Genomic DNA, 24169 nt, shown 5'->3' with positions numbered 1-24169 from the left:
GCTCTCTTAGCCTAAACCCTGTAGCTAACTACAAGGTCAAGAGAGATCCCCAGCAAAGCCCACCCCCCCAAAAGAAAACCCGACGGCTGGGAGTAAGCTTGCTAACCTAGTTAGGGTAGTCCTTTGAGCAACCCAGCCCCCGCATGACTGCTGCACCTTCCCTCGCCAACCTGCCCAGCCAGTACAACCCCTTCGAGACCGAGCCGAAGTGGCAGCGCTTTTGGGAGGAGAAGGGCTTTTACGTGGCGGATCCCAAGGCGCCGGGAGAGGCCTTTAGCATGGTGCTGCCCCCGCCCAATGTGACGGGCAACCTGCACATGGGCCATGCTTTTGCCTTTACCCTGCCGGATGTGGTGACGCGCTACAAGCGCATGCGCGGCTACAACGTGCTCTGGCTGCCCGGCACAGACCATGCCAGCATCGCCGTGCACACCATCCTGGAAAACCAACTGCGCCAAGAGGGCAAGACCCGCTTCGATCTGGGCCGAGAGGCTTTTCTGGAGCGAGCCTGGGCTTGGAAGGAGCAGTCGCAGGGAGCTATCAAGAGCCAATTGCGGCGGCTGGGTCTCTCGCTGGACTGGACGCGGGATCGCTTTACCCTCGACGAGGGGCTGAGCCGGGCGGTAACCGAGGCGTTTGTGCGGCTATACGAGGCGGGGTTGATTTACCGGGGCGAGTATTTAGTGAACTGGTGCCCGGCCACCCAGTCGGCGGTGTCAGACATTGAGCTAGACGACAAAGAGGTCAAGGGCCACCTGTGGCATTTTCGCTATCCCTTGGCCGAGGATCCCAGCCAGTATCTGGTGGTGGCCACCACTCGGCCCGAGACCATGCTGGGGGATACGGCGGTGGCGGTGAACCCCCAAGACGAGCGCTATTGCCATCTCATCGGCCAGTTCATTCGCCTGCCCATTAAAAATCGCCTCATCCCCATCATTGCGGATGAGTATGTGGATCCCTCCTTTGGCTCCGGGTGTGTGAAAATTACCCCGGCCCACGACCCCAACGACTTTGAAATCGGCAAACGGCACCAATTGCCCTTCATCAACATCCTCAATAAAGACGGCACCCTCAACGAAAACGGGGATCCTTTCACCGGCCTAGATCGCTTTGTGGCCCGAGAAAAGGTGGTGCAGTGGTTTGCCGAACATGGCCTGTTGGAGAAGGTGGAGGACTACACCCACACCGTTCCCCACAGCGACCGCGGCGGCGTGCCCATCGAGCCTTTGCTTTCCATTCAGTGGTTTTGCGATGTCTCGGGGATGGGGGCTCGCTGTTTGGAAGAGGAATACCAACGAAATAGCCCCCGCTTTATCCCTGAGCGCTGGACCAAAGTCTACACGGGCTGGCTGGAAAAGCTGCGCCCCTGGTGCATTTCTCGGCAGTTGTGGTGGGGCCATCAGATCCCAGCTTGGTATCCAGTCCTCAATGGCCAGCTTCTCGAGGATCCCCAAGCTTTTGTGGTGGCCCGCAACGGCGAGGAAGCGCTGCTCAAGGCACGGGAAAAGTTTGGCCCAGAAGTTGAGCGGGTGGAACAGGATCCCGATGTGCTGGATACCTGGTTTAGCTCTGCTCTGTGGCCCTTTTCAACCCTAGGCTGGCCGGAAGAGACCGAGGATTTCAAACGCTACTATCCCAACTCCCTGATGTCCACGGGCTTTGACATCATTTTCTTCTGGGTGGCCCGCATGGCCATGATGGGATCCCAATTTACCGGCCAGATCCCCTTCAAAGATGTGTACATCAATGGCCTGGTGCGGGATGAGCACGGGGCGAAAATGTCCAAAACCAAGGGAAATGGCATCGATCCCCTGGAGCTGCTGGACAAATACGGCACCGACGCCCTGCGCTATGCCCTGGTCAAAGAGGTGGTGGGGGCAGGGCAGGATATCCGCCTGGCCTACGACCGCAAGACCGGCGAGAGCGCCAGCGTAGAGGCCGCCCGCAACTTTGCCAATAAGATCTGGAACGCCTCCCGCTTTGTGTTGATGAACTTGGAGGGGCAAACCCCCGCCCAACTGGGATCCCCTGTTCCTGAAGCGCTGGAGCTGGCCGATCGCTGGATCCTGTCGCGGCTGCACTCCACAGCCACCCAAGTCATCGCCGAGCTGGAAGCCTATGGCCTGGGCGAGGGGGCGCGCCTGCTCTACTCTCTCATTTGGGATGACTTTTGCGACTGGTACATCGAGCTGGTCAAGCCCCGGCTGCGGGGAGAAGACCTGGCTTCCAAACGCGCAGCGCAGCAGGTGCTGGCCACCGTTTTGGAAACCATTCTCAAACTGCTGCACCCCTGGATGCCCCACATCACCGAGGAGATCTGGCAGCTTCTCACCCAGGTCAATCAAACCACTTCCATCTCTGTGCAGCCCTATCCCACCCCGGATCCCAGTTGGATTGACCCTCAACTGGAGCGGGAGTTTGGCTTGGTGATCCAAACCATTACCAGCCTGCGCAACCTGCGGGCAGAAACCGGCCTCAAGCCCCATCAGACCATCAGGGCCCTTTTGCTCACTACCGATCCCGCCGAGCAGCGGATCCTGACGGCTGCCCAAGCTTATATCTGGGATCTGGTTAAGGCCGAGGCTTTGGAGATTACGGGATCCCTGGCCACGGAGCCCAAACAGGTGGCGGCTGCAGTGGTGGGCACGGTGCAGGTGCTGATGCCCTTGGCAGGACTGGTGGATGTGGAAGCGCTGCGGGCCAAGCTGCAAAAAGACCTGGCCAAGCTGGAAAAAGAGGCCCAAGGGATCCGCGCTCGCCTAGAGAACCCCAATTTTCTCAACCGGGCCAACCCTGAAGTGGTGCAAGCCAGTCAGGAGCAACTGGCGGAGCTGGAAGCCCAGATGAGGTTACTGGGATCCAGGCTGGAGAAGCTGGGCTGAGATGGCATCAGCGCAGGCAGAGCGGCGGGGTGATGAAGGCAATCTTCCCAGGATTTGGAAAAATCGGGGTGGCGAGCCCCTACTTCTGTGTTAGGATAGGGGACGAGATCGTTGTCGGTTGTAGTGCTCGTTTCTTCTAGTCTTGACGGATTTTCACGTTTTGTATTGGCAGACGGCTCTCCGAACATCTCACCCTTTGTTACTCTCTCTTTCGGAGATCGTCTATGTCGATTTATGTTGGCAACCTTTCCTTTAAGGTGACAGAAGCGGATTTGACCGCTGTTTTTGCTGAGTACGGTTCTGTGAAGCGGGTGCAGATCCCCACTGACCGTGAGACAGGCCGCATTCGGGGCTTCGGGTTTGTGGAAATGAGCTCTGAAGCAGAGGAGCAGGCTGCCATTGCTGCGCTGGATGGGGCGGAATGGATGGGGCGCGACCTCAAGGTGAACAAAGCTCGCCCGCGAGAAGAACGCCCCACCTCAGGTTTCCGCTCTGGTAACGCGAACAGTGGCGGCGAGCGGCGGCGGAGTTTTCAATCTCGCTATTGAAACGCCTGCTGAGGCTTCCCGGTGCTGGGCAAGGGATTCTCAGTTGAGCTTGTTTTGAAGCGCAGCACCAGGATCCAGCCGTCTCTCTAGGTTGCTTCAATTTTTGTTCAAGTGGTAGCTCAGGAGGAGTTGAGAGGGGATCCCAATCAACTCCTTTTGAATCTCTCACCGCCGACCTCTCTCTCAGAGGGAGAGGGGAGCTAGGGCAAACCGTATTTGAAACTGGAATAGCTACTGGGCTGGCGGTTTGTCTGGCCAGGGATCCGTTAGATCGGCGGTCAAGGGATCCCAGTCCCATCCCCAATCGCGGGCAATGGCCTGAGTAATCCCCAGTTGCCCGTGGCCAGGGTAGCGGGCCAGGGCTACCACCAGATCAACAAGCTGCTCACCGGCAGGGATTCGACCAAAGATGTGCAGCCCATCGCGAATCTGGGATTCTTTTAGCTCGCAAAGATAGCCATCCAGGCGATTCCAATCTTCTTCTTTTTCCAAGTTGAACTGCTGGTCTAGATGCTCGGCTCGAACCAGCTCCTGAATCTGGGCGCGAATCAGCGGGCAGCGGCCTGGATCCATCTGTTGGGCCTGCACGTACTCATCCATCAACCGTTCCAAGTCCGCCAGGGGGCCGTACAGCTCGGCGCGGGTAAGGGGCGGGGTGAGGTGGTCGATAATCACTGCCTGGGCTCGCCGCTTGGCCTGGGATCCCTCTCCTGGGTCGTTGACGATGAAGGGGTAGAAGTGGGGCATTGGCCCCAGAGCAACCTCCGGGTAGCAGGTGGCGGAAAGGGCGGATCCCTTGCCAGGCAGCCATTCCAAGTTGCCGTGCTTGCCCACATGCACCACCGCTTGAACGGCGAAGACCTGCCGCAGCCACAGGTAAAAAGCCAGGTACTCATGGGGGGGCACCAGATCCGGGGCATGGTAGTTCAAGGACGGATCCCGGTCATAGCCTCGCGGGGGCTGAATGCCTACAAACACCTGCCCTAACTGCAGTCCCACCACGGGAATATCTCGAGAGGGCGGATCCCCCCACTGCCGGACGAGGTCGGTCTGGATGGGCTCAGGCAAGCGGGCAAACCACTCTCGATAAAGGGCAGCAGAAAGGCATTGCCGAGCCGGGCGCAGGGATCCCAAGGGGTCGTAGGTCTGGCCTTCGGTTAGCCAATGGATGAGTTCATCTCCAGTCTGGGGCAGGGGATCTACTGAGTAGCCAGCTCCCGCCAAAGCTTTGAGAATTTCCACACAACTGGCAGGGGTATCCAGACCCACCCCATTGGCCAGTCGCCCGTCCCGACTGGGGTAGTTGGCCAGGATCAAAGCCAGTCGCCGCTGGGAAGGGGGGGTACGCCGCAATTTCACCCAGTTGGCCGCCAAATCGGCTACAAACTCCACCCGATCCGGCACAGCCACGTAGGCCACCACCTCCGTTTGCAAGTGGGGATCCCGCTGTTGAACCGCTTTGAAGGAAATGGCGCGGCTGATGATGCGCCCATCCACCTCCGGCAAAGCCACATTCATGGCCAGATCCCGCGCCCCCAATCCCCGCGTGGAGTTCTCCCAGCTCTGGCGGGATCCGCTGCTAAGGATTACCTGCAAAACGGGCACATCCAATTCCTGCCACAGGCTTACATCGGGCTGGTGGCTGTCCAACCGCGCCAGCGAAAAACTGGTGGTGTTGAGCAACAGGTCAATCTGGCCGCCAAAGTGATCCCGAATGGCCTGGGGCAAGTCGGGATCTTGAAGGCTGTAGGTGTAAAGGCACAGAGGCTGCAGCCCCCGCTCCACCAAGGCTTTTGCCAATTGATCCACCGGCTCTGTATTCCCCGCCAGAACATGGGCCCGGTAGAGTAAAATCCCCACCTTGGGAGCTTGGGGATCCGCCAGCGGAGCTATGGGGGGTTGATAGATCCCTAGACGAGGCAGCACTTGAGGATCCGGCGCCGAATATTGGCCCCCTAGGAACTCCCCAGCCAGCAACAGCAGACAGGCAGCCACATTCTCCGCTCCCCCCTCCAGCCAGTACCGCCACACCCGATCCGCCACCGCCAGGGGCACAGTGGAATGGCTCACCAAATCCCAGTCGGGGCGATCGTCCCCAGGAATGACGATCAGGGTGGATCCCTCCTCGGCGGCCACCTGCTTGGCTACCTCCAGGCCATAGCTCCAGTAGGCCCTTCCCCCCAACAGGCGAAGGAGCACCACCTGCGCCCGCCGCAGCACCCTCTCGGCATAGTCATCCAGGCTTAGGGGCTGTTGCAACTGCAACAAATTGGCCGCCCGCACCGCCGGAAAATCGCCGGGCAACAGGCGCAGGGCTGCGCTCAAGGCCGTGAGATCCGTATCGGCTGCCGAAAGGATAACGATGGGAGCGGGATCCTGCTCCAAGAAAATGACGCCGGATTGGGAAGGATCCCATCCCCCTGGCAAAGCAGCTATTCGGTGCATGGCCGCTCTCCCAAGGGAAGGAAGCTCAGGCTTAGCGACTGTACTTGAAGCACAGAAGCACCCCAGCTCCCAGCGCTCAACTGGTCAGGAAGGGCTCCCGTAGTGGTTCCCGCTACCCAAGCATTGCCCTGTCCAAAGTGCTCCGCACCGCTGGCGCGAAAGTGCTCCGCACCGCTGGCGCGAAAGTGCTCCGCACCGCTGGCGCGAAAGTGCTCCGCACCGCTGGCGCGATCGACAGCAATAGAGTCAGCCACCTCATTCGCAGGAGTTCCGAACTGGCGAGCCCACTCGATTGAATGCGAACCGTAGGCTCTCAGAAGAATTGAACTGGCAAAAAAAGTTAAAGCACTTGCGAAAACTACCCTGCCCACCCTTTTTTTCATATCCTTCAAGTCCCCCCTTGCCGACTAGGGCAGCACCGCCTAGAGCCTAGCATGGGGCAGCTTTCTGCTGGCTACTGGGGTGTTGAGCTGCCGCAGAGGGATCCCGCCCTGGCAAAGCCTCAGCCTAACGAGCGTATTTGAGTACAAAGACATCTTTCATGCCCGCAAGGACTCCGTCCCGCTGACGCGATCGGGGTTGGTCAGGAAAGGCTCCCCAAGTTACCCCCGCCACCCAAAGATTTCCCCTTCTATCCGAAGCAAGAGAACCGATCCATTGACATTCTCTCCCGCCTAAAGGCGAGGGATTCTTTCCCGGTTTGTGAAACGACTTTCACTTGCCGGGCTACATTGGGCGTGAGGCCAATACCTCAACCCAATGGGGGATGCCATCACCCCAACTACTGGGACATCGAACTGCCCCAGATACTTCCGTCTCAAATTCACTGCACCCACACCGTCGCGGTGAAACCTAAAGCCACAGGCTCGGCAATGATACTCCCTACCACTGGGCTTGTGGAGCATGTTGCAGCGCGGGCACTTCTGCGAGGTGTACCGCTCCTCTTGCAACACCACCCGCATCCCCAACTGCTCTGCCTTGTAGGTGAGCATCCGCCGCACCTGTCCCGACAGCATTTGGTGGATTTTCTGGTTGGCTACCTTGTTGTACTGGGCCGACCGCCGGATATCCCGGATGTCCCCAATCACAACCGTCTGCACGCCTCTTGCTTGGAGCGTGGAGACCAACCTGGTCGTCTGCTTGTGGAGAATGTCCGCCATCTGCTTTGCCAGCCTAGCTAACTGACGCTGCTTAGAACGAACTAACCGCTTCCACCGCCGTGAGTCTCTCTTCTTGCGAGCCATTAGCCTGGAGAGCTTGCCCTTCAGCTTGTTCTGGTAACGCCTTTGGGAACGCAGCAACCGCCCGTTGGCTATGAAAGTTTCCTTCCCATCGTGGGCAACGGCCAGATGCACTTCTCCCAAATCCACCCCTGCCACTTCCCCGGCCTTTGGTGTTTCCTCTTCTTTCCTCTCCGCCTGCCGTTTGCTGGGGTCGTAGCAGGCCCGCAGCTCGTACTGCTTGCCGTCCCAGCCGATTTCTACTTAGACTGGAGTCTCCCACGCCCAAGAAATGACCACAGGCGGGTTGGTCTTGCCGTTGGAAAGAACTAACTTCCCACCCCGAACCCTAATGGCAGAGGACTTCCAGATGACCTTGAAGTAGCGCCGCCGTCTTTTGGGGGGCTTGGCGGTGGGGTCGCTGTTGCGGCGGCTGCGCCAGGATTTCAGGGCAGCACAGAAGCTCTGCACTGCGGCGTCAGCACTGTGGGCATGGAGCTCATTTTCTGGGCTGTTGGGGAACCAGCGCATTAAGCTTGCGGGTTTCAACCACAAACCTTTTTTACGGACTACCCGCCAAAAGGAAACGAGGGTTTGGGAATACAGCTGGCCTGCTGCCAAAGCCAACTGGTGCAACTGTGGGGAAGTTCCTAACTTGAGCCTGCGGACGCGATACACTTACTTTCACCGGTGCCCCAACTAAGACAGACTATAGCGCTCTGCGCCGCCGCAGGCGTCCGCGAAAGCGTCACGTAGCGATGAAGTAAAAGCCGCCCTTAAGGGCAGGGCTTGCAACCCAGTTTTCTTGGTCAGGGGTTCTAAACTGGTGGCTCCAGAGTTCATTGCCGATGGCATCGTAAAGGCGCACAAAGGCATCGCTAGGCAACTGACCCGGTCTGCTCGGGAAGAGTTCCACTCGCCGCAGGCACCCAAAAGAGCTGAGCTGGCAAAAGCCAGCCCTAGAGAGACAACCCTCTCCAGCGGTCGCTCCCTGTTCATATGCCCACGGCATCCTGACGGGAAAGGACTCCGTCCCGCTACCGCGTTCGCGTTAGCGTCGCGTAGCGACAACGGCGCTTCTTGACAAGGGGGCACCGCCTAGAAGTTAGCACGGGATAACTGACGGGATAACTGTTGGATGATTCTCCAACGGCAGGACTGTCCTCTGGCCGGGAACCTTCCTCAGGCGACTTGGGGTACGGGCTCAGGGTTGGGCAGCAGGCCAGCTAGGCGCGGGGAAAAACGCAGTGCTGCCTGCACAAAGGCTTGAAACAGACGGAAGTGCTCGGCTTCTTCAAAGGTGAACTCGGGGTGCCACTGCACGGCAACAGCCCAGGGGTGGGTTTCGTGTTCAATGGCCTCGATCAGCTCATCTCGAGAACGGGCAGCCAAACGCCAACCTGAGGGCACATCGCGGATGGCCTGATGGTGCCAAGAGACCACAGAGATTTCTTCTGCGCCGACGATTTGGTGTAGCCGTGTGGAGCGGATCAGGCTGACATTGTGGCGAATGGGCTTGCGATCAGCGGGGTTGAAGTGATCCAGCTCGTCGTACACATCAGGCACATGGGGGATCAGCTTGCCGCCACTGACCACATTTAACAATTGCATCCCCCGGCAAATGCCTAAAACAGGGATCCCCTGGGCCAGCACGGCCTGAGCCAAGGCCACCTCAAATCGATCCCGCTCCGCGTTCACATAGCGCACCTGGGGATGTTGCGGATCCTCTCCATAGGTGCTGGGGCAGAGGTCGCCGCCACCGGTCAACACCAGGCCATCCACCCAAGACAGCAAAACCTGGGGTTCGCTTTCGCCTGGGGGAAAAAGAACAGGGATCCCTCCGGCAGCACGAATGGCATCCACATAACGGCCTGGCGCTACAAAGTCTCCCTCGTCATTGCGGTTGCGGGTGGTAACGCCGATGAGCGGTCGATTTGAAAAAGGGGATGTCCGATTCATCCTTCTACGATAACCTTATTTCCCGATGTTGATGGTGCTATGCCTACGGCAGAGGAACCGCACCACTGTCCTGAGCAGAAAAATCCAAAGTTTTCCCCCGCGATAGGAGTTAAATCTCGTTGTTGCGCAACGCTAACGCAAAGGGATCCCAGAAATCGCCGAAGCCATTAACCTTTCCCAAGGAAATAGCGGCGGCTGATCCCTTGGGCCAGCAAGACGAACAACACCAGGGATCCCTGAATCACACCGGCCAAAGAAGACTCCAATTGCAAAGAGAGAGGCAGTTGCAAGCTGCCGATGTTAAGACTGCTGAAGAAAAAGGCAATCGGCAAAATCAGCAGGGGGTTAAAGCCTGACAGCATCACCACCAACAAGGCCAGAAAGCCCAAATTGCTGGAGATATTGGGGATGAGGCGATGGAACAGAGCCAACACCTGCAAGGCGCCCGCCAGCCCTGCTAAGCCCCCACAGCAGGCAAATGCCATGAGCAACCTGCGGGTAGCCGGGATCCCCAACCGGAAAGCAGCTACAGGGTTTTTCCCCACCGCCCGCAACTGCAGGCCGAAGCGAGTGTTGCCCACCACCAGCACCGTCAGGGCCAAAGCCAACAGGGCCAGCAGCAACGCCACCGGACTGGCCTCTGACCGCCCCCAGGTGGGCAACCACAGACGGGGATCCAACACTTCCGTCCCGCTCATGGAAGCCACCCCCGGCCTTTTCCAAGGGCCGAAGATCAGGTAGAGCACCCAACCTTGGGCAACAAAATTCAGCCCCAGCCCAGCGAAGATCTCGTTGACCCGCCCCCACACATTCAGGATCCCAGCCAACAGGCCCCAGCCCGCCCCCCCCAGGATCCCGGCCAAAAGCGCCAAGGTAATGGCCAGTGGCGGCGGCAACCATCCCGCTTCCAGACGCACCAGAAACGTGGCCGCAATTGCCCCGACCACCATTTGCCCTTCGATGCCCAAGTTGTAGAGACCGGCAACAAACGTAAACACCAGCCCACAGCAGCAGAGGACAAGGGGAGCCAGCGTTGCCAAAACCCGGCCAAACTGAGCTTCAGTGCCGAAGGCCCCCTGCCACATGCTGGCCGCCACCTGGAGAGGTGAAGCCCCCGCCAGCAGGATCACCCCCGCCACAAATAGCAGCGCTGCCAGCCAAGCCAATCCCTGGATTACCCAGGTACGCTCTAGAGACACCCACGACCGGCCCGATTCCGCTATTCCCGCCATGCTTTAACACTTCCTAGGATTCTTAAACTTAAGATTTTTAAACTCAAAGAGGCTCCCCGCTGCCCTGCTCCAAGAGGGGATCCAAACGGCGCACCAGTTGCCAGCCCTCCACCTCCGCCAGAGGTTGTAACCCCAAATCCCGGATCTCCACCTTTTCTGCCTGCACCGGAGAAACCCAAAGGTAGTCTCCATATTCCCCTCGTTGCAGAGCCTGATCATCCACCCATCTCCCCGGATTAGGGGTATAAAAAGCGATGGCCTGGGCCTGACAGACATCCGGCAAGCCGCTGCGGCCAATATCCACCACCGTCTCCCCAGCCTCTGTCGAGGACTCCGTCCGAATAGCGCGAACGGACGGGGGCAGCATTTGGTTCCAATCCATTTGGGCAAAAGCAGGGCTGAAATTGCCAAAATCAGGCCGCAAGACGATGGTGATCATGGCGAGGATCCCGGCCAACAAGAGGGTTCCCACCCACAGACTGCCGGCACAGCGCAACACCCGCCGCCAACTCCAGATCCCTGGCAGCAAGAGGTACAAAACACCCATCACCACCAGCGGCCAAGCATGAGGCTGTAGGAGCTCCAGACCGTCTACGCCCAGCCGGACGGCCACCCCCAAACCCAACAGCAACAGCCCCACCGCTGCCAGTCCCCAAGAGAGCACCTGGGCCAGACGGGGCTTTAAGTGCAAGGACTCCGTCCCGCTAACGCGATCCGCACCGCTGACGCGACCCCGCATAGCCAACGCTTGATCCAAGGCTACCCCGGCCAAGAGAGCCAGCCAAGGGTAAAGCTGCACGGTGTAGTAGGGGGTTTTGGTGGGATAAAGCTGCAACAACAACAGCAGCAGCAGGGGGAAAGACCAGATCAGCAGCGTGGATCCCGGCTGCTGGCGCACCAGGAGAAAGCCACCCACCAAAGCCAAAACCGTCCACGGGAAGCCATGAACGGGAATGTGCCAAAGGTAGTACCAGCCGGTGGCATCCGCATGGAAGGGCTCTTGCCCCAGATCCCACACCTTCCCCACCAGGGTGGTCAGCACCTGTGGGCCATACACCTGCATGGCTGGACCTAGCCAGAGGCCAAAAATCCCCAAGCCCAGCCCAAGCGCCAGCCAAAATGGGGCGGATCCCATCCAGCGGCGCCGTTGCTGCACGAGATAGGGGATCAAAGCCGCCCCCGGCAGCAGGATCATGGCACTTTTCATCAGCAGGCCCAGCCCGAAGGCCACTCCGGTTAGCCAAAACCAAACCCTGTGGCCGCGGATACCGTTGACCAGCCCCAGGATCCCCAGCAGCTCCAGAAAGGTCAAGGGCACATCCTGCCCCACCAGCCGCCCCTGCTGCACCCAGAGGTAGCACAGGGGCAAAACCGCCATCCCCAAAAAGGCCGCCCGCATCGGCAAAAAAAACCACCCAATCCAACCCACCAGGGGAATGGAGAGCAAAGCAGCGAGGATCCCTGGCAGCCGCGCTGCCCACTCGTTTACCCCGTACAGGGCAAAACTGAGGGCCACGCTCCAGGTGAGCAGAGGGGGTTTCTCGAAAAAAGGCTCCCCCAAAAAAGTGGGCCCCAGCCAATGCCCTCCCCGCAGCAGCTCGCGGGCCATTTGGGCATAAAAGCTCTCGTCGCAGCCAGCCAAACTGGGATCCGCCCCCGAAAGCACAAACAGGGGCACCGCCAGGCCCATGACTAGTAGGCTTAGGCCCCAAAAGGGCACTAGGTGTGGGTCGCGGCGAAACTGAACGAAGGAGCTGGATCCCGGCAGGGATCTGCGGCTAGGAGAACTGCCCAGACGGTTGGGGTTGCCGAAAGGACGCATGGGACTCCGTCCCGCTAACGCGATGGGACAAGTCAGCAAGGGGCGGCTCTAACCAGACTAGACAAGGACTCCGTCCCGCTTACGCGATCGGCAGAATTTTTTAGGGAAGCTCCAGAGATCCAGAGGAGCTCTAAGGACTCCGTCCCGCTTACGCGAACAGCCTGGCCCAGTCCTCCCGGCCACGACTGAGGAAAAAGGACTCCGTCCCGCTGACGCGATAGGCTGCCAAGCGGACTTGGGTTTTGCGGATCCCACGCAGGGTGGTTTCCTGTTGCTCGCTTAAGGACTCCGTCCCGCTGACGCGAACGGGGTCTTGATCCAGGCGTAACAAGGCTTGCACAATGGCTTCCGTTGTTTCAGAGCCCAGAGCACAGCTCGACTGGGCCAACATTCCCAGATCAAAGCCAAAGGTTTCAGAAAGGACTCCGTCCCGCTTACGCGATAGGAAAAAGAGGCCAGCTTTGTAGGCAATCAGGCTGTAATAGCGAAAGTAGCCAACAATCTGCAAGACCAGAGCCGACTGGCGGTGTTGTAGGGCTGCCTCGGCCAACAAGCGGTACTGCTTGAGCAGGTTGTAGCCGCTGCGGATGTCTCGCGCGTTGATGACGGCCCGCAGATAGGTATTGAAAAACTTGATCACCCACCCCGCTACCGTGAGTTGTTGGGCTTCCAGGGCGCGGATCCCCAGCTCCCGGCTGTGAATGGCCACCAGGGTGCTCGCCTGGCGCATGCCGTTTAGCCCTAAGGACTCCGTCCCGCTTACGCGATCGGCAAATAAGGCTTGATACTGCCGCAGGATCTAAGGACTCCGTCCCGCTTACGCGATCAGCTCCAGCCAGGATCCTTCTGCCTCGATCCGGCCCAGCAGGCCCCTATCCACCGAAGCAAAGTCCGGATCCCGCCGCAGAGCCGGGGTAAAGAGAAACCAGGCAGGGGGCAGTTGTGCTTTGTGAGCGGCATAGAAGACCCATAGAGACTTCAGGCTATCCAAGGCTTCCAAGAGAATGCTTCCCTCCTGTTGGCGGAGAGCGCTGGTGGCGATGCTTTTGATTTCATCCAGAGCCGAGAGGCAGCGCTGATGAGCTGGCGAGCATTCGCCCATTGGAGAGTGCTGCTCTGTTGCTATGCCTACGGCACCCTGTATTCCTGCGCATCGCTGTTGCTGCACAACGTTGTCGTGACGAGGCCGCAGTTGCAGTGAACAACGGGAGAAATAGCCCCTCTTGGATCCGGAGTCCGATCCTGATCTCCTGGAAGCAAGGGATCCCAGGATGGCCTGCCGCACTTGCTGCTCAATGCGATGGATAATCGAAGCCGGCTGCAAAAAGTGAGACACGAAGCGAAAGTAGGGGATCAGCATCAAAAACGAAGCTGTGCCCAGCAGCAGATTCAGCCCGACGAGCAACCCTGGAGGGTGTTGCTCCGCAACGCCAACACGAACGTAAAGGCCCAGGGCTGCCGAACTCCACAAACTGACCACATTGGCCAAAATCAGGAAAAAGAAGAGGTAGAAATTGACTTTCTCGCGCAAAAACAGCTCCGTGACCTTTGGCGTGAAGCGATCCGCGCTCAACTGCACCACAATGGTCACCACCGAGAGGGTAAAGCCCAGCACCCCCGACAACACCTGAGCCAAGGTGGTTACAAATTCCTGCAAAGCTTCTGTATCCTGCGCGGATCCCGCCCGAACCAGGTTCAACCCGCTCTGGATCCAGCGATGCCCGCTCCAGGCCCAAAGCAAACCTGCCCCCACCACTGCAGCACTCCAGGGCAGAAAGCGGGGGCGACGCCCAACAAAGCCTGGATCTGTGTGTCTGATACATTTACGCTGAACACTGCTGAACATCACTGTTCAACTATGCAGCGATAGCATTCTGTTTGTTTCCAACCAGAATGGCGGTATCCCGCAAAGCTTTGAGTAGAATACCCAAAGCGCAGTTTCCGTGTCGTCTTACTACCAATTTTCTGCTTTGCTTTGGCTACCATGTTGGCAGACTCGAAAGTAAACAGAAAGATCAACTGGTAGTAATCCGTACTGAACATATTATACATTATTTTCAGTATAGTTGAGCTTATTATTGACTAGAGTCATGCTCCTTCACAATGGCCCTTCTCAGAGAGGGGGTGCCTCAATACTCGCTTAGAAGAGCTTCCACAAACTCGTAGCTGGAAAAAGGCCGCAGATCTTCTAGCCCCTCTCCGGCGCCGATAAAGCGGATGGGCAGGTTCATCTGCTGCGTAATGGCCAGGGCAATCCCCCCCTTGGCGGTGCTATCCAGCTTAGTCAGGATCACACCGCTCAACTTGGCAGCCTCGGCAAACACCTCGGCTTGGCGCAACCCGTTTTGCCCTTGGGTGGCATCCAGCACCAGAAGGCTTTCTACTTTGGCTTCGGGAGCTTTTTTGTCAACGATGCGGCGGATCTTGGCTAGCTCGTCCATCAGGTTTTTCTTGTTTTGCAGACGGCCTGCCGTGTCCACCAACAGCAGCTCTGTGCCCCTGGCCTTGGCGGCTGTGATGGCGTCAAAAACCACCGCTGCCGGATCGGCATTGGGAGAGGGATTGGCGATTACCTCTACCCCTGCTCGCTCTGCCCAAACCTTGAGCTGCTCCACAGCAGCAGCCCGGAAAGTATCAGCAGCAGCAATCAGACAGCGGTATCCAGACTCGCGGGCAACATGGGCAATTTTGCCAATGGTGGTGGTCTTGCCCGCCCCATTCACCCCGACAATCAACCAAATGTTGAGCGTGTCCCGTTGCGGCGCAAAGGTGGGATCCCCCACCGTCAACATCTGCCGCATCTGCTGCTTGAGGTATTTGACGGCCTCCTCTGGGGGCACCACCTCCTCTCGCATGCGCTTTTGTAGGGCTTGGATGATCCGCTCGGTGGCGTCGATCCCCACATCGGCCTGCAGCAACAGGGCCTCAATTTCTTCCACAGCCTTCTGATCCAGAGGGCCGCGGCCTACCAGGGCTTTCAACTGGTTGATCAGGTTAAGGCGGGTTTTGCCCAAGCCTCGCCGCAGCTTTTGCAGCCAGGAGATTTCCTCAACGGAAATCTCTTCCGGTTTGCGCCCTTGAGCCGCCAAGATCTCGGCTGACCAGCGGAAGCCCTCATCGAAGACCAGCTCTTCCGGCCCCGTCTCTGGAGAAGGAGCAACTGCTGCAGTCGCCGCCTGGGGTTTGGGCTCGTCCACAGCGCTGGCTTGCAGGGCTTGGAGACGCTCAGCAGCACGGGGAGCCAGATCGAAAAATGAGGGAGCTGCCGCCGGCTGCACAGGGGGCGATTCTGGAGATGCTGGTTCTTGTGTTGGAGTGGAGGACTGAACGGGTTCACGGGGTTCTGCTTGGGCAAGTGGGCCGGAGTCCTCAGTCGAGGCCGGTGGCTGTGGCTGGACGGATTCTGCAGGGATCCCTTCCGCTGGCGCAGGTGGGACAGAGTCCTGGGTTGCCGGTGGGGCTTGGGCAGCAGCACGGGCCTTCAGGTTGGCATAGGCGGCTTTGGCAAAAGCCAAATAGTCTTCCGGGGAGATCTCCGCCGGTTCCGGGGCCGGTGGCGAAGGCTCTGCTTCACCAGAAGAGTCGGTAGAGTCGGTATAGCGGCGGCGAAACCAATCGAAGGCCATAATCCCATCTCCAGCCTGGCTGATCTTTATCCAGTTTGACAGAGCAGCTCTCCTGCTAGAGCGCAGCCCTGGGGAGCTCATCCCTGCTCAATGGGGATCCCCGTTAGCGGGACGAGGTCCTTTCCAACCCTTCCACCCGCACAAACCCAATCACCTGCAACTGGTCAGGCTCTATCTCTAGGCTGAGCACCCGCATCAGGATCCCAATCTCTTCCAGCTCTTGCAGGTCAAGCACCTCATTGAGCCCGCCCAAAAACGCTGCTGAGATCTCATCGGGAACCCGCACAGAACCGATCACAAACTCCGGATTCTCCAGCTTTAGGCTGCGCCCTTCTTCCACGCGGATCCCGGTGTTAAACACCACCTCCACCGCTCGCGTTAGCGGGACGGAGTCCTTTTGCTCAGTACCGCCGTCTTTCTCCACCAAGAGGGCAGAGAGCTGAATGCGGCTGGGATCCGAAAACTCGACTCGAGGCTGACGCAGATCAAAACGGCGAGCTTCCCTTCCAGCTCCCCCAAAGGGCAGATCGGCCCGGATATCCTGAAACTGGCGGAGCACCTCTGGCTTGTTGAGGGCGGCATTCAAGTCCTCTTCCCGCACCAACACCCGTACCGCCGCTTGCAGAGGTCGCGTCAGGCGCAAGGGAGCCCCCTGGAAAAAAGAGGGGTCAATTGCCACCGGATCGGTTTCCAGCTCCAGAAGCTCGATGCGGGGAAAGGGCGCTCGATAGAGCCCGCGACCGGCGATCAGCAGGCGATCCGCTTGGCCATTCAGCAGTCGGTAATTGGGCTGGCTTTGAATACGCACCTCCAAAACCTCTGCCCGATCCAACTGATCCAGCAAAAGCTGCCGCGCCGTCTGATCCGCCAGATAGCCCGCTCCTCCTCCCAAGCTCGCCAACAGCCCCAAGAGAACCGCCAGGATCTCCATGCTCACTGCCCTGCTGTGCCCTAACCTAGGTTAGCAAGGGGATCCCTGGCCCCCCTTGGGGATCTGGGCTAGCGCAGCACCTTGAGAGGGCTGGCCTCAATGGGTCGGTTGCCCATAAAGGTTTTGGCAATTTTCAGGCCATCGGCCATTATCGGCCGATTGAGCGCGGGGTCATGGATGAATTTGGCGCCAGAGGCAACCGTTGGGCGTCCCTCCCCCCAAGTGTCCACGACTTTGAGAGTTGCAGCAGCAACTGGACGTCCGTCGGCATAGTAATCCACCACTTTCAGGGTTGAAGCCCCAACCGGACGGTGGTCAATCTCAATTTCGCTGAACTTGACAGGGCTGGGAAACACGGGCGGGCCGGATTTCTCCCCCAGCAGTACCGGCATCTGAGCAGCCGCAGAGGCCCCATCAGCAGGCAGGGGAGCCAGGTTTAGAGCGTTACCCGTTTGCGTTAGCGGGAGGGCGTCCTTTCCCATAGAAGAAGCCTCTTGCTCTGGAAGCGTGCCGGAATGACCATTTGGAACGGCCATAAGAAACTCCTGAGTTGGTAGAGATAATGAACAAAACAGGACGGGAAAGGGCAGGAAGCTAGATCCCAGTGGAGCGCTGCAGAAGAGGGATATCCTTGGCAAGGCTAAAGGTTGGCCTCCCCAAGTTCAAATGAGTGAGACTGAATCTCGAATCTAAAAATATTCTAAACCAAAGTTTGGCATGGGATCCGCCGGCTGTGACCCAACGGTTCCTGAGACGATGCCGGCCAGTCGCGTTAGCGTTGCGCAGCTATGACGTCCTCTTCGCTTCAGCCACTCCCTGGCAAAATCCAAAGCGGACGGTACACTAGTGAGTTAGCAAAGTCTATGGCAGGGATCCCCTATTCCTATTGGCGCTGGGCAAGGTGGCCGGCACCGGCTCTGTGGGCGTTGCTGCTTTTGTCTGCTCCTGCGGCTTGGGCTTCTGCCCTGGACGCGCCCCCATTTGACCTGAATGTTGTCCGCTCCCGTTCTCTGCTGTGGAGACATCCTCTCCTTGTTCCCGAGCAGAAGGATCCCATCCCATCCGCTCGCGTTAGCGGGACGGAGTCCTGGGTTGAGGTCGAGGTGACAGAGCATCCCTTTCTGGAGTTCACCCTTGAAGAAAGCAACGCAGCTGTTGCCCTATTTGGATGCGATTGCCCGGCCCACCTCAACCAGTTGCGGAGACTACGCGGTCTGCCTTTGCTGTGAAGCACAGCTCCACCAGTAGCCATCCCCGACCAAGAAACACAGGAAGTCATCAAGGCCAAAGATTGGGAGCGAGAGCCATTTCAGCCGGCCTTGGGCAGAAGGGATCCCTCTGTGCCGAGTTAGGGCAGGACAGGGAGTAGCGGCAGGATCTCAATCTCGGTGCGTTGGGTTTGTTCGGGGGATCCGGAGGGCCAAATGGAGCCGCCGGAGCCGTGGAGTGGAACGGTCTGACCGGCTGGGCTGACCATGCCGTGCTGAGTGATGAGCTGGTTGAGGCGGGCAATGCGCTCCGAGACGGGGGGATGGGTGCGCAGGAACTCTGGCACAGATCCGCGGGATTGCAACTTGGCCAAAAATTGCGGCATGCCCTGCGGGTCAAACCCGGCGCGATAGGCTGCCCCCAGACCTTTTTCATCGGCGATAAACTCGTTTTCACGGCTCTGCGGGCGCCGTACTCCCAATTCCAGGGCCAGAGCGGCCAGGGTACTATCGTTGAGCCCCAACAATTGAGCCCCAAACTGGGCAGTGGCAGCCTGCTGCAGTTGTTGCAGGCCGTGGCGTTCGCCGATGTGGGCCACCTCGTGGGCCAGCACGGCGGCAATCTGGTCGTCGTTGTCGGCGGCTGCGAGGGCACCAGTGGTGATGTAGACAAAGCCTCCCAGTGTGGCAAAGGCGTTGATGTCGGGATCTTCCACCACTTGAAAGGTGTAGGGCAGATGGGGCCGTTCGCTGTGGGCGGCCACCCGTTGGCCAATGCGGTTCACCCGCTCGACCCAGTAGGGATCCGAACTGAGGCGAAGTTGTCCCCGCGCTTTCAGTTGTCGATCGATCTGGCGGCCTAAGCTCACCTCTTGGGCATCGTTCAACTGGCTCACCTGCAGCCACTGAAGGCCATGAATCAGCAAACGGCCCAGATCTTGGGCATGGGCAGGGGATCCCATCCCAGATGCCGCAAGAATGCTGAGTAGGGCAATGGCGACCGGTCTCACCGCGCGAGAACTCCACCCCTTGGAGAGGAGAGGATCCTGTCCTGCTGGCGCGAGCAGCCTGAGGGTGTGGCGAGGTTTCAACATCAGGAATTGGCTCCATCAAGTACCCTCAAGTTAGCGATCCCGAAGCAAGATTGTCCTGCCACCCAAGCGAAACCGCTTTGCTATCAAGGGCAACCGCCGAGAGAGTTTCCCCTGGCTTGGGGGAATGGAATAGGATAGGGCTCTATATTCAGGCAGACGTTTAAGGGCGGTCATGACGGGATCCCCTACATGGAACCCTGAAATCTCCCCATCTCCAGACTCCTGGGCCACGGGCAGCGTTTACTTTCGGTCGGATGCCCAGGGGATCCATCTGCACTTGCCCAGCACCTTGCCTTGGGAGGAGCTTTGGGAAAACCTGGTTTGGCAGTTGCGCAGCCGCAAACCCTACTGGGCCGGAGTCGCTCCCCTCACCCTCTGGAGCCAGCAGCGAGAGCTGGACATGCCCACCCTACAACTTCTTGCTGCCCTATTGTCTCAGCATGGACTGCAACTGTGGCGCGTTCAAACTCGATCCCGCTCGACAGCGATTGCAGCAGCGACGTTGGGGTATTCTGTGGAGCAATCTTCCCTTTTGGAGGCAGTTCCCCCTGCTCCCCCAGACACCACACCTCTGTACCTACGTTCGACGGTGCGCTCTGGCATGTCCGTGCGTCACAGAGGATCCGTATTCCTGTTGGGGGATCTCAACCCCGGCGGCGAGATCATTGCTGGAGGAGATATTTGGGTTTGGGGACGCTTGCGGGGCCTGGTTCACGCGGGGGCCGACGGCGACAAGGGAGCTGTAATCTTGGCTTTGCAGTTGGAGCCCACTCAGTTGCGCATTGCCGATCAAGTGGCCCGTCCGCCAGAAGGCGGATCCCTGCCCAACACCCCTGAAGTGGTTTACCTGCAGGAGGATGTCATCTGCGTCGCCAGCCTTCAGGATTTTCTGCGGAGAGGAGTATGAGCCGAGTCATTGTCATAACCTCTGGTAAAGGTGGAGTCGGCAAAACCACCGTGACGGCCAACCTGGGCACTGCCTTGGCGCGCTTGGGTCGCTCGGTGGTGGTGGTGGATGCAGACTTTGGCCTGCGCAACCTGGATTTGCTGCTGGGGCTGGAGAATCGGGTGGTGTACACAGCCCTAGAGGTGATCGCCGGGGAATGTCGCCTCGAGCAAGCTTTGGTGAAAGACAAGCGCACCCCCAATCTCTCGCTGTTGCCGGCAGCCCAAACCCGCAACAAAACGTCGGTGCATCCGGATCAGATGCGCCAGTTAATCGAGAAGCTGGCCAGCAGCCATGACTATGTGCTGATCGATTGTCCGGCAGGGATCGAACAAGGGTTTCGCAATGCCATTGCCGGGGCCAACGAGGCCATCATCATCACCACCCCAGAAGTGGCAGCGGTGCGGGATGCAGATCGCGTGGTGGGCTTGTTGGAAGCCGCCCAGATTTCATCGACTCAGCTGATTGTCAACCGCCTGCGCCCGGACATGGTGGCAGCCGGCCAGATGATGTCGGTGGAAGATGTGGTGGAGGTGCTGGCCATCCCCTTGGTGGGTATTATTCCAGAAGACCGCGAGGTGATCGTCTCCACCAACAAAGGGGAGCCCCTGGTTCTCTCCGCCAATCCAACTCTGGCTGCTCAGGCCATCCAGCGCATTGCCCGACGGCTGGAAGGGGAAACAGTGGACTTCCCCAAGATGGCCAGTTTGGGCGAGTCCTTTTGGGAGCGGGCCAAACGGTTTTTAAACCAAAAGGTGCTCTGACAACTGTTCCATCTCTAATTCATCCAGGTTGCAATGGCAATTTTGACCTGTTTACAACTGAGTAACAAAGCCAACAAAACCTATGCTCCTCGATTTTTTGGATCAGCTTTTTTCTCGGCACTCCGGCAACAGCCGCCAGCAAGCCAAGCAACGGTTGAAGCTGATCTTGGCCCATGACCGCGCTGACCTCACCCCGGCGGCGCTGGAATCAATGCGCCTGGAGATTTTGGGGGTGGTGTCCCGCTATGTGGAGCTGGATTCAGAAGGGATGCAGTTTCACTTGGCCACGGAAGGGGGAACGACTGCTCTTATTGCCAATCTGCCTATCCGTCGCGTTAAGCCCTTAGAGACCGGTCTCAGCCGCTCAGAAGGCGAGAAAGCCTAGAAGGGGAGATTTCTGGCAGCATGTTAATTGGCCTTCATTCCAACAGGGCTCCCAATGCCAGAGTGGTCGTCAAGCTCGCTCTGTGATAGGTTGAGGTAAGTCGTGTGTACTGTAGAAAGAGTGGAGCTGGGTGTAGCTTTTGCAACTTTATGGAGCCAGCACACAGAGGTTAACTAAATGTTAACTCTGCATGTTCGAGCTCATGAACTGCTGACGTGATGGGCAGAGCCACCTTGACGATTGGAGACTTTCCAGCAGTCTGTATTGGCGTTAGCGTTGCGGAGTAATAACGACGTTAACGATGGAAACAAAACGATGGAAACAATGAGAGGGTTGGCGTTCAGTAGCTGGAAAGGTAAGGGCTCCGTCCCGCTATTGCGTTCGGTTAAGCCTTAATATGCAAGATTCATTTGAGCTGACGATCCTGTTTACGCTAGCCCTGGTGGCTGGGATCGCTGCTCAGGTGCTGGCCAATTTTGTCAAAGTGCCCAGCATTGTATTCCTGCTGCTGTTTGGCCTGTTGCTGGGGCCAGATGGTTTGGGCTGGGTTCATCCCCAAGTCATGGGATCCGGGCTGGAAGCGCTGGTGTCGTTGGCGGTGGCCCTGATCTTGTTTGAGGGGGGACTGAACCTGCGGCTGCAACGTCTCAATCAGGTATCCGATAGCCTGCGCAACTTGGTTTTGTTGGGATCCCTGCTGACCTTGGTGGGGGGAGCGGCAGCAGCTCACTATCTGGGGGAGTTTCCCTGGCGGCTGGCTTTTTTGTTTGGATCCCTGGTGGTGGTAACAGGGCCGACGGTGATCAACCCCATCTTGAAGCGGGTACGGGTCGATCCGGCAGTCAGCACGCTCCTGGAGGGAGAAGGGGTGCTCATCGATCCCATCGGGGCCATTCTGGCAGTGGTGGTGCTGCAGGTGGTGCTCTCCGGCCATCCCAGTTTTCTCATGGCCCTGGAACAGTTGTCCAGCCGTCTGGCCATCGGGTCGGCGGTGGGAGCGCTGGGGGGCTGGCTGATGGGATCCTTCCTGCTTTGGTCGCGGCAGTTTTTAACCGAGGAGCTGCGCAACTCGGTGGTGCTGGCGGGGGCCCTGGGGGTGTTTGCCTTGGCCCAGTCGCTGCGATCGGAGGCGGGGCTGATGGCGGTGGTGATGGCGGGCCTGGTGGTGCGGCAGAAGGCGGCCATTGCCGAGCGGGGTGTGCGGCAGTTTCACGGCCAGTTGGTGGTGTTGGCCATCTCGGTGATCTTTATTTTGCTTACCGCCACGCTCTCCCTCAAGGCGGTGTTTGCCCTGGGCTGGGGATCCCTGGCCACAGTGCTGTGCTTGATGCTGGTCATCCGCCCCTTGAGCGTGTGGCTGTGTACCTGGCGCAGCGACCTGAATTGGCGGCAGAAGCTGTTTGTGGCTTGGCTGGCTCCTCGGGGCATTGTGGCGGCTTCGGTGGCCTCCTTGTTTGCCATTCTGCTGACAGAACGGGGCATTACTGGGGGGGATGCCCTCAAGGCGCTGGTGTTTTTGACCATCTCAGTGACGGTGACGGTACAGGGGCTGACCGCGGCTTGGGTGGCCCGTTGGCTGGGTCTGGATCAGGGCAGTTCCACCATAATCATCGGCGATCATCCCCTCACCAACCAATTGGCCCAGTTGATGCGCTCGCTCAACCAGACGGTCGAGGTGATCCCGTTGGTTTCTGGGTCTTCCAAAAATGGGCACGGCAGCTACAAAGCTCCCCACCCAACAGACGGTAAGGACTCCATCCCGCCATCCCGTAAGTCCTCCACATCCCTGTCAGGAACGCCGAAGCGTCGTCCAGCAGATGGCTTGCCCCCACAACTTCATTCCTCTGACGGCAACGGCACCCACAAGTCTGCCCCAAGCCAGGAAGTCGGCAAGCCAGAAGCCATCCCCGGATCCCTGCAGGAAGCTGTACTGAACGAGTCTGCTTTGTTGAAGGCCGATATCGACCATGCGGAAACTCTGTTGATCCTGACTCTGGATCCGCAGGTAAACTGGGCCATTGCCGAGTTGATGGTGAAACTCTCGGTTTCGGCCACCATCTGGACGGTGTTGCTGCCGGATATGCCCATCTCAGAAGGGATCCGCACCTTGCAGCCTTCCTTCCCCCAACTGCAGCGCTGGGCCGGCTATCTGGAGGCCAACCGGGCTGAGCTGCGCTCGATCACCCTACCCACGTTGGCAGACCTGGGCCTGCCTCTCCCTTTATCGCTACGTGACGCTTCTGCGAATGCGGCCTCAACCCTGCCGGAGGCAGTGCGGAGCAATAAAGCTGATGTCTTGACGGCTCAAGAGTCGTTCCCGACAGCGGTGCGGAGCGCTTTTTCAGCACCAGCGCTGCCCAATCCCTTCCTGGCCCAGATGGGACTGGAGGATCCCACCCTTGAACGGCTGCGGGATCAGTTTGCCTATCGAATCAAAGCCGATCTATGCCTGCCCTTGTTGTTGGTGCGCCCGCAGCGGCTGAGGAGCGGCTCATCTCGACCGGGTCGGCTCTTCTACCTGCCTGAGCCAGACATTTGGCGACGCGGGGATCGCATCTACTACCTGGAGCGCGTTTCCAGCCCTGTGGATGCCGGTGCTCTCTCCGCCAAAGAGTCTGATTCCCAAGAATGGGATCCGTCGGCAGCCGTTCGCGTTCGCGACAGCGGTGCGGAGCACAACAGTGGGATAGAGTCTTTGGTGCTGCCCCAGTATGTTGAGGGCGTCAAGCTCCACTTTGATCTCTAGCCAGCCAGCGGCCACTGGGGATGAGGGAACACCCCTGCACCTGCTCAGGCCGACCCAGATAAACCCAAGCAAAGGTGCCGCTATCCAGTTGCACCCACTGCCGTTCGTACACCCGCGGGTGGTCTTCCAGCTCGTCCAATCGGGGCAATAGACTCAAGGGGATGCGGTAGCACTCGCCGTAGAGCCGGTTTCGGCCACGAACTGCCATCGGGTAGGGGCCGAGACTGTAAAGATCAATGTGGTTGAGGCTGTCTGTCCCCAAAAATTCTGCCCCCTGCAGCAAGCTGTGGTATTGGCCGCCCCGCAGCAGGGATCCGTAGACAAAAACCACTGTGGTCGGTTGCATAGCGTTGCGGAGTAA

At 58.8% G+C, this 24169-nt stretch carries 21 protein-coding genes and 1 pseudogene; 7 read left to right on the top strand and 15 right to left on the bottom strand.

What is annotated here, in order from left to right:
* Positions 1–143 precede the first annotated feature (143 nt).
* Both ACVWXW_RS06315 and ACVWXW_RS06310 read left to right on the top strand, forming a co-directional pair.
* Entirely contained in the window at positions 144–2882 is a 2739-nt protein-coding gene (locus ACVWXW_RS06315) for a valine--tRNA ligase (protein WP_457403228.1), read from the top strand.
* 224 nt (positions 2883–3106) lie between these two features.
* Positions 3107–3430, top strand: coding sequence for an RNA recognition motif domain-containing protein (locus tag ACVWXW_RS06310; RefSeq protein WP_011431969.1), 324 nt, complete (start codon positions 3107–3109; stop codon positions 3428–3430).
* A 231-nt stretch (positions 3431–3661) separates the two neighbouring features.
* On the opposite strand, the gene cobN is transcribed toward ACVWXW_RS06310, so the two are convergent.
* The 13 genes and pseudogenes from cobN to ACVWXW_RS06245 form a co-directional block, all read right to left on the bottom strand.
* Positions 3662–5875 carry a cobaltochelatase subunit CobN gene (gene cobN / locus ACVWXW_RS06305; protein WP_457403227.1) on the bottom strand — a complete coding sequence of 738 codons (2214 nt, stop codon included), beginning with the start codon at positions 5873–5875 and terminating at the stop codon, positions 3662–3664.
* Complete coding sequence (locus ACVWXW_RS06300) at positions 5863–6129, bottom strand: hypothetical protein (RefSeq protein WP_414374432.1); 267 nt, start codon at positions 6127–6129, stop codon at positions 5863–5865. Before ACVWXW_RS06300 ends, cobN begins: the two co-directional genes overlap by 13 nt.
* A gap of 420 nt (positions 6130–6549) precedes the next feature.
* Positions 6550–7326 (bottom strand): RNA-guided endonuclease InsQ/TnpB family protein, encoded by a 777-nt coding sequence (locus ACVWXW_RS06295; protein WP_457388284.1) that lies wholly within the window; start codon positions 7324–7326, stop codon positions 6550–6552.
* Positions 7327–7359: 33 nt separating this feature from the next.
* Entirely contained in the window at positions 7360–7773 is a 414-nt protein-coding gene (locus ACVWXW_RS06290; RefSeq protein WP_457403226.1) for a hypothetical protein, read from the bottom strand.
* A 504-nt stretch (positions 7774–8277) separates the two neighbouring features.
* The gene (locus ACVWXW_RS06285) at positions 8278–9054 is read right to left on the bottom strand and encodes a gamma-glutamyl-gamma-aminobutyrate hydrolase family protein (protein ID WP_414389413.1); all 777 of its coding nucleotides are present in this window, start codon (positions 9052–9054) and stop codon (positions 8278–8280) included.
* A 167-nt stretch (positions 9055–9221) separates the two neighbouring features.
* The gene (locus ACVWXW_RS06280) at positions 9222–10286 is read right to left on the bottom strand and encodes an ABC transporter permease (protein WP_414375051.1); all 1065 of its coding nucleotides are present in this window, start codon (positions 10284–10286) and stop codon (positions 9222–9224) included.
* Between the two features lie 43 nt (positions 10287–10329).
* The gene (locus tag ACVWXW_RS06275) at positions 10330–12108 is read right to left on the bottom strand and encodes an ArnT family glycosyltransferase (protein WP_457403224.1); all 1779 of its coding nucleotides are present in this window, start codon (positions 12106–12108) and stop codon (positions 10330–10332) included.
* Positions 12109–12256: 148 nt separating this feature from the next.
* The gene (locus ACVWXW_RS06270) at positions 12257–12838 is read right to left on the bottom strand and encodes a hypothetical protein (RefSeq protein ID WP_457403223.1); all 582 of its coding nucleotides are present in this window, start codon (positions 12836–12838) and stop codon (positions 12257–12259) included.
* Positions 12839–12925: 87 nt separating this feature from the next.
* Positions 12926–13954, bottom strand: coding sequence for a DUF2254 family protein (locus ACVWXW_RS06265; protein WP_457403222.1), 1029 nt, complete (start codon positions 13952–13954; stop codon positions 12926–12928).
* 10 nt (positions 13955–13964) lie between these two features.
* Positions 13965–14148: pseudogene (locus tag ACVWXW_RS06260) on the bottom strand (hypothetical protein); the annotation flags it as partial.
* A gap of 89 nt (positions 14149–14237) precedes the next feature.
* A complete protein-coding gene (gene ftsY, locus ACVWXW_RS06255) occupies positions 14238–15734 on the bottom strand; it encodes a signal recognition particle-docking protein FtsY (RefSeq protein ID WP_457403221.1) in 1497 nt (498 codons plus the stop codon).
* A 103-nt stretch (positions 15735–15837) separates the two neighbouring features.
* A complete protein-coding gene (locus tag ACVWXW_RS06250; protein ID WP_457403219.1) occupies positions 15838–16665 on the bottom strand; it encodes an LmeA family phospholipid-binding protein in 828 nt (275 codons plus the stop codon).
* Positions 16666–16733: 68 nt separating this feature from the next.
* Complete coding sequence (locus tag ACVWXW_RS06245) at positions 16734–17147, bottom strand: hypothetical protein (protein WP_457388252.1); 414 nt, start codon at positions 17145–17147, stop codon at positions 16734–16736.
* A 381-nt stretch (positions 17148–17528) separates the two neighbouring features.
* Between ACVWXW_RS06245 and ACVWXW_RS06240 the strand changes: the two genes are divergently transcribed.
* Entirely contained in the window at positions 17529–17894 is a 366-nt protein-coding gene (locus tag ACVWXW_RS06240) for a hypothetical protein (protein WP_457403217.1), read from the top strand.
* A gap of 119 nt (positions 17895–18013) precedes the next feature.
* On the opposite strand, the gene ACVWXW_RS06235 is transcribed toward ACVWXW_RS06240, so the two are convergent.
* Entirely contained in the window at positions 18014–18967 is a 954-nt protein-coding gene (locus ACVWXW_RS06235) for a M48 family metallopeptidase (RefSeq protein WP_457403215.1), read from the bottom strand.
* 172 nt (positions 18968–19139) lie between these two features.
* On the opposite strand from ACVWXW_RS06235, the gene minC reads away from it, so the two are divergent.
* The 4 genes from minC (at position 19140) to ACVWXW_RS06215 (ending at position 23808) form a co-directional block, all read left to right on the top strand.
* The gene (gene minC / locus ACVWXW_RS06230; protein WP_414329647.1) at positions 19140–19874 is read left to right on the top strand and encodes a septum site-determining protein MinC; all 735 of its coding nucleotides are present in this window, start codon (positions 19140–19142) and stop codon (positions 19872–19874) included.
* Positions 19871–20677, top strand: a complete 807-nt coding sequence (gene minD, locus ACVWXW_RS06225) for a septum site-determining protein MinD (protein WP_011431984.1) — start codon at positions 19871–19873, stop codon at positions 20675–20677. Before minC ends, minD begins: the two co-directional genes overlap by 4 nt.
* An 82-nt stretch (positions 20678–20759) precedes the next feature.
* Positions 20760–21062 (top strand): cell division topological specificity factor MinE, encoded by a 303-nt coding sequence (gene minE / locus ACVWXW_RS06220; RefSeq protein ID WP_011431985.1) that lies wholly within the window; start codon positions 20760–20762, stop codon positions 21060–21062.
* 397 nt (positions 21063–21459) lie between these two features.
* The gene (locus ACVWXW_RS06215) at positions 21460–23808 is read left to right on the top strand and encodes a cation:proton antiporter domain-containing protein (RefSeq protein ID WP_457403214.1); all 2349 of its coding nucleotides are present in this window, start codon (positions 21460–21462) and stop codon (positions 23806–23808) included.
* Here ACVWXW_RS06215 and ACVWXW_RS06210 read toward each other — a convergent pair.
* Positions 23786–24154 carry a gamma-glutamylcyclotransferase family protein gene (locus tag ACVWXW_RS06210; RefSeq protein WP_414329655.1) on the bottom strand — a complete coding sequence of 123 codons (369 nt, stop codon included), beginning with the start codon at positions 24152–24154 and terminating at the stop codon, positions 23786–23788. The genes ACVWXW_RS06215 and ACVWXW_RS06210 overlap by 23 nt on opposite strands.
* Positions 24155–24169 lie beyond the last annotated feature (15 nt).

The organism is Thermostichus sp. MS-CIW-30, from assembly GCF_054058015.1.
The sequence above is the reverse complement of the archived record's forward strand: the minus strand, read 5'-3'. Positions and strand labels throughout refer to the sequence as shown.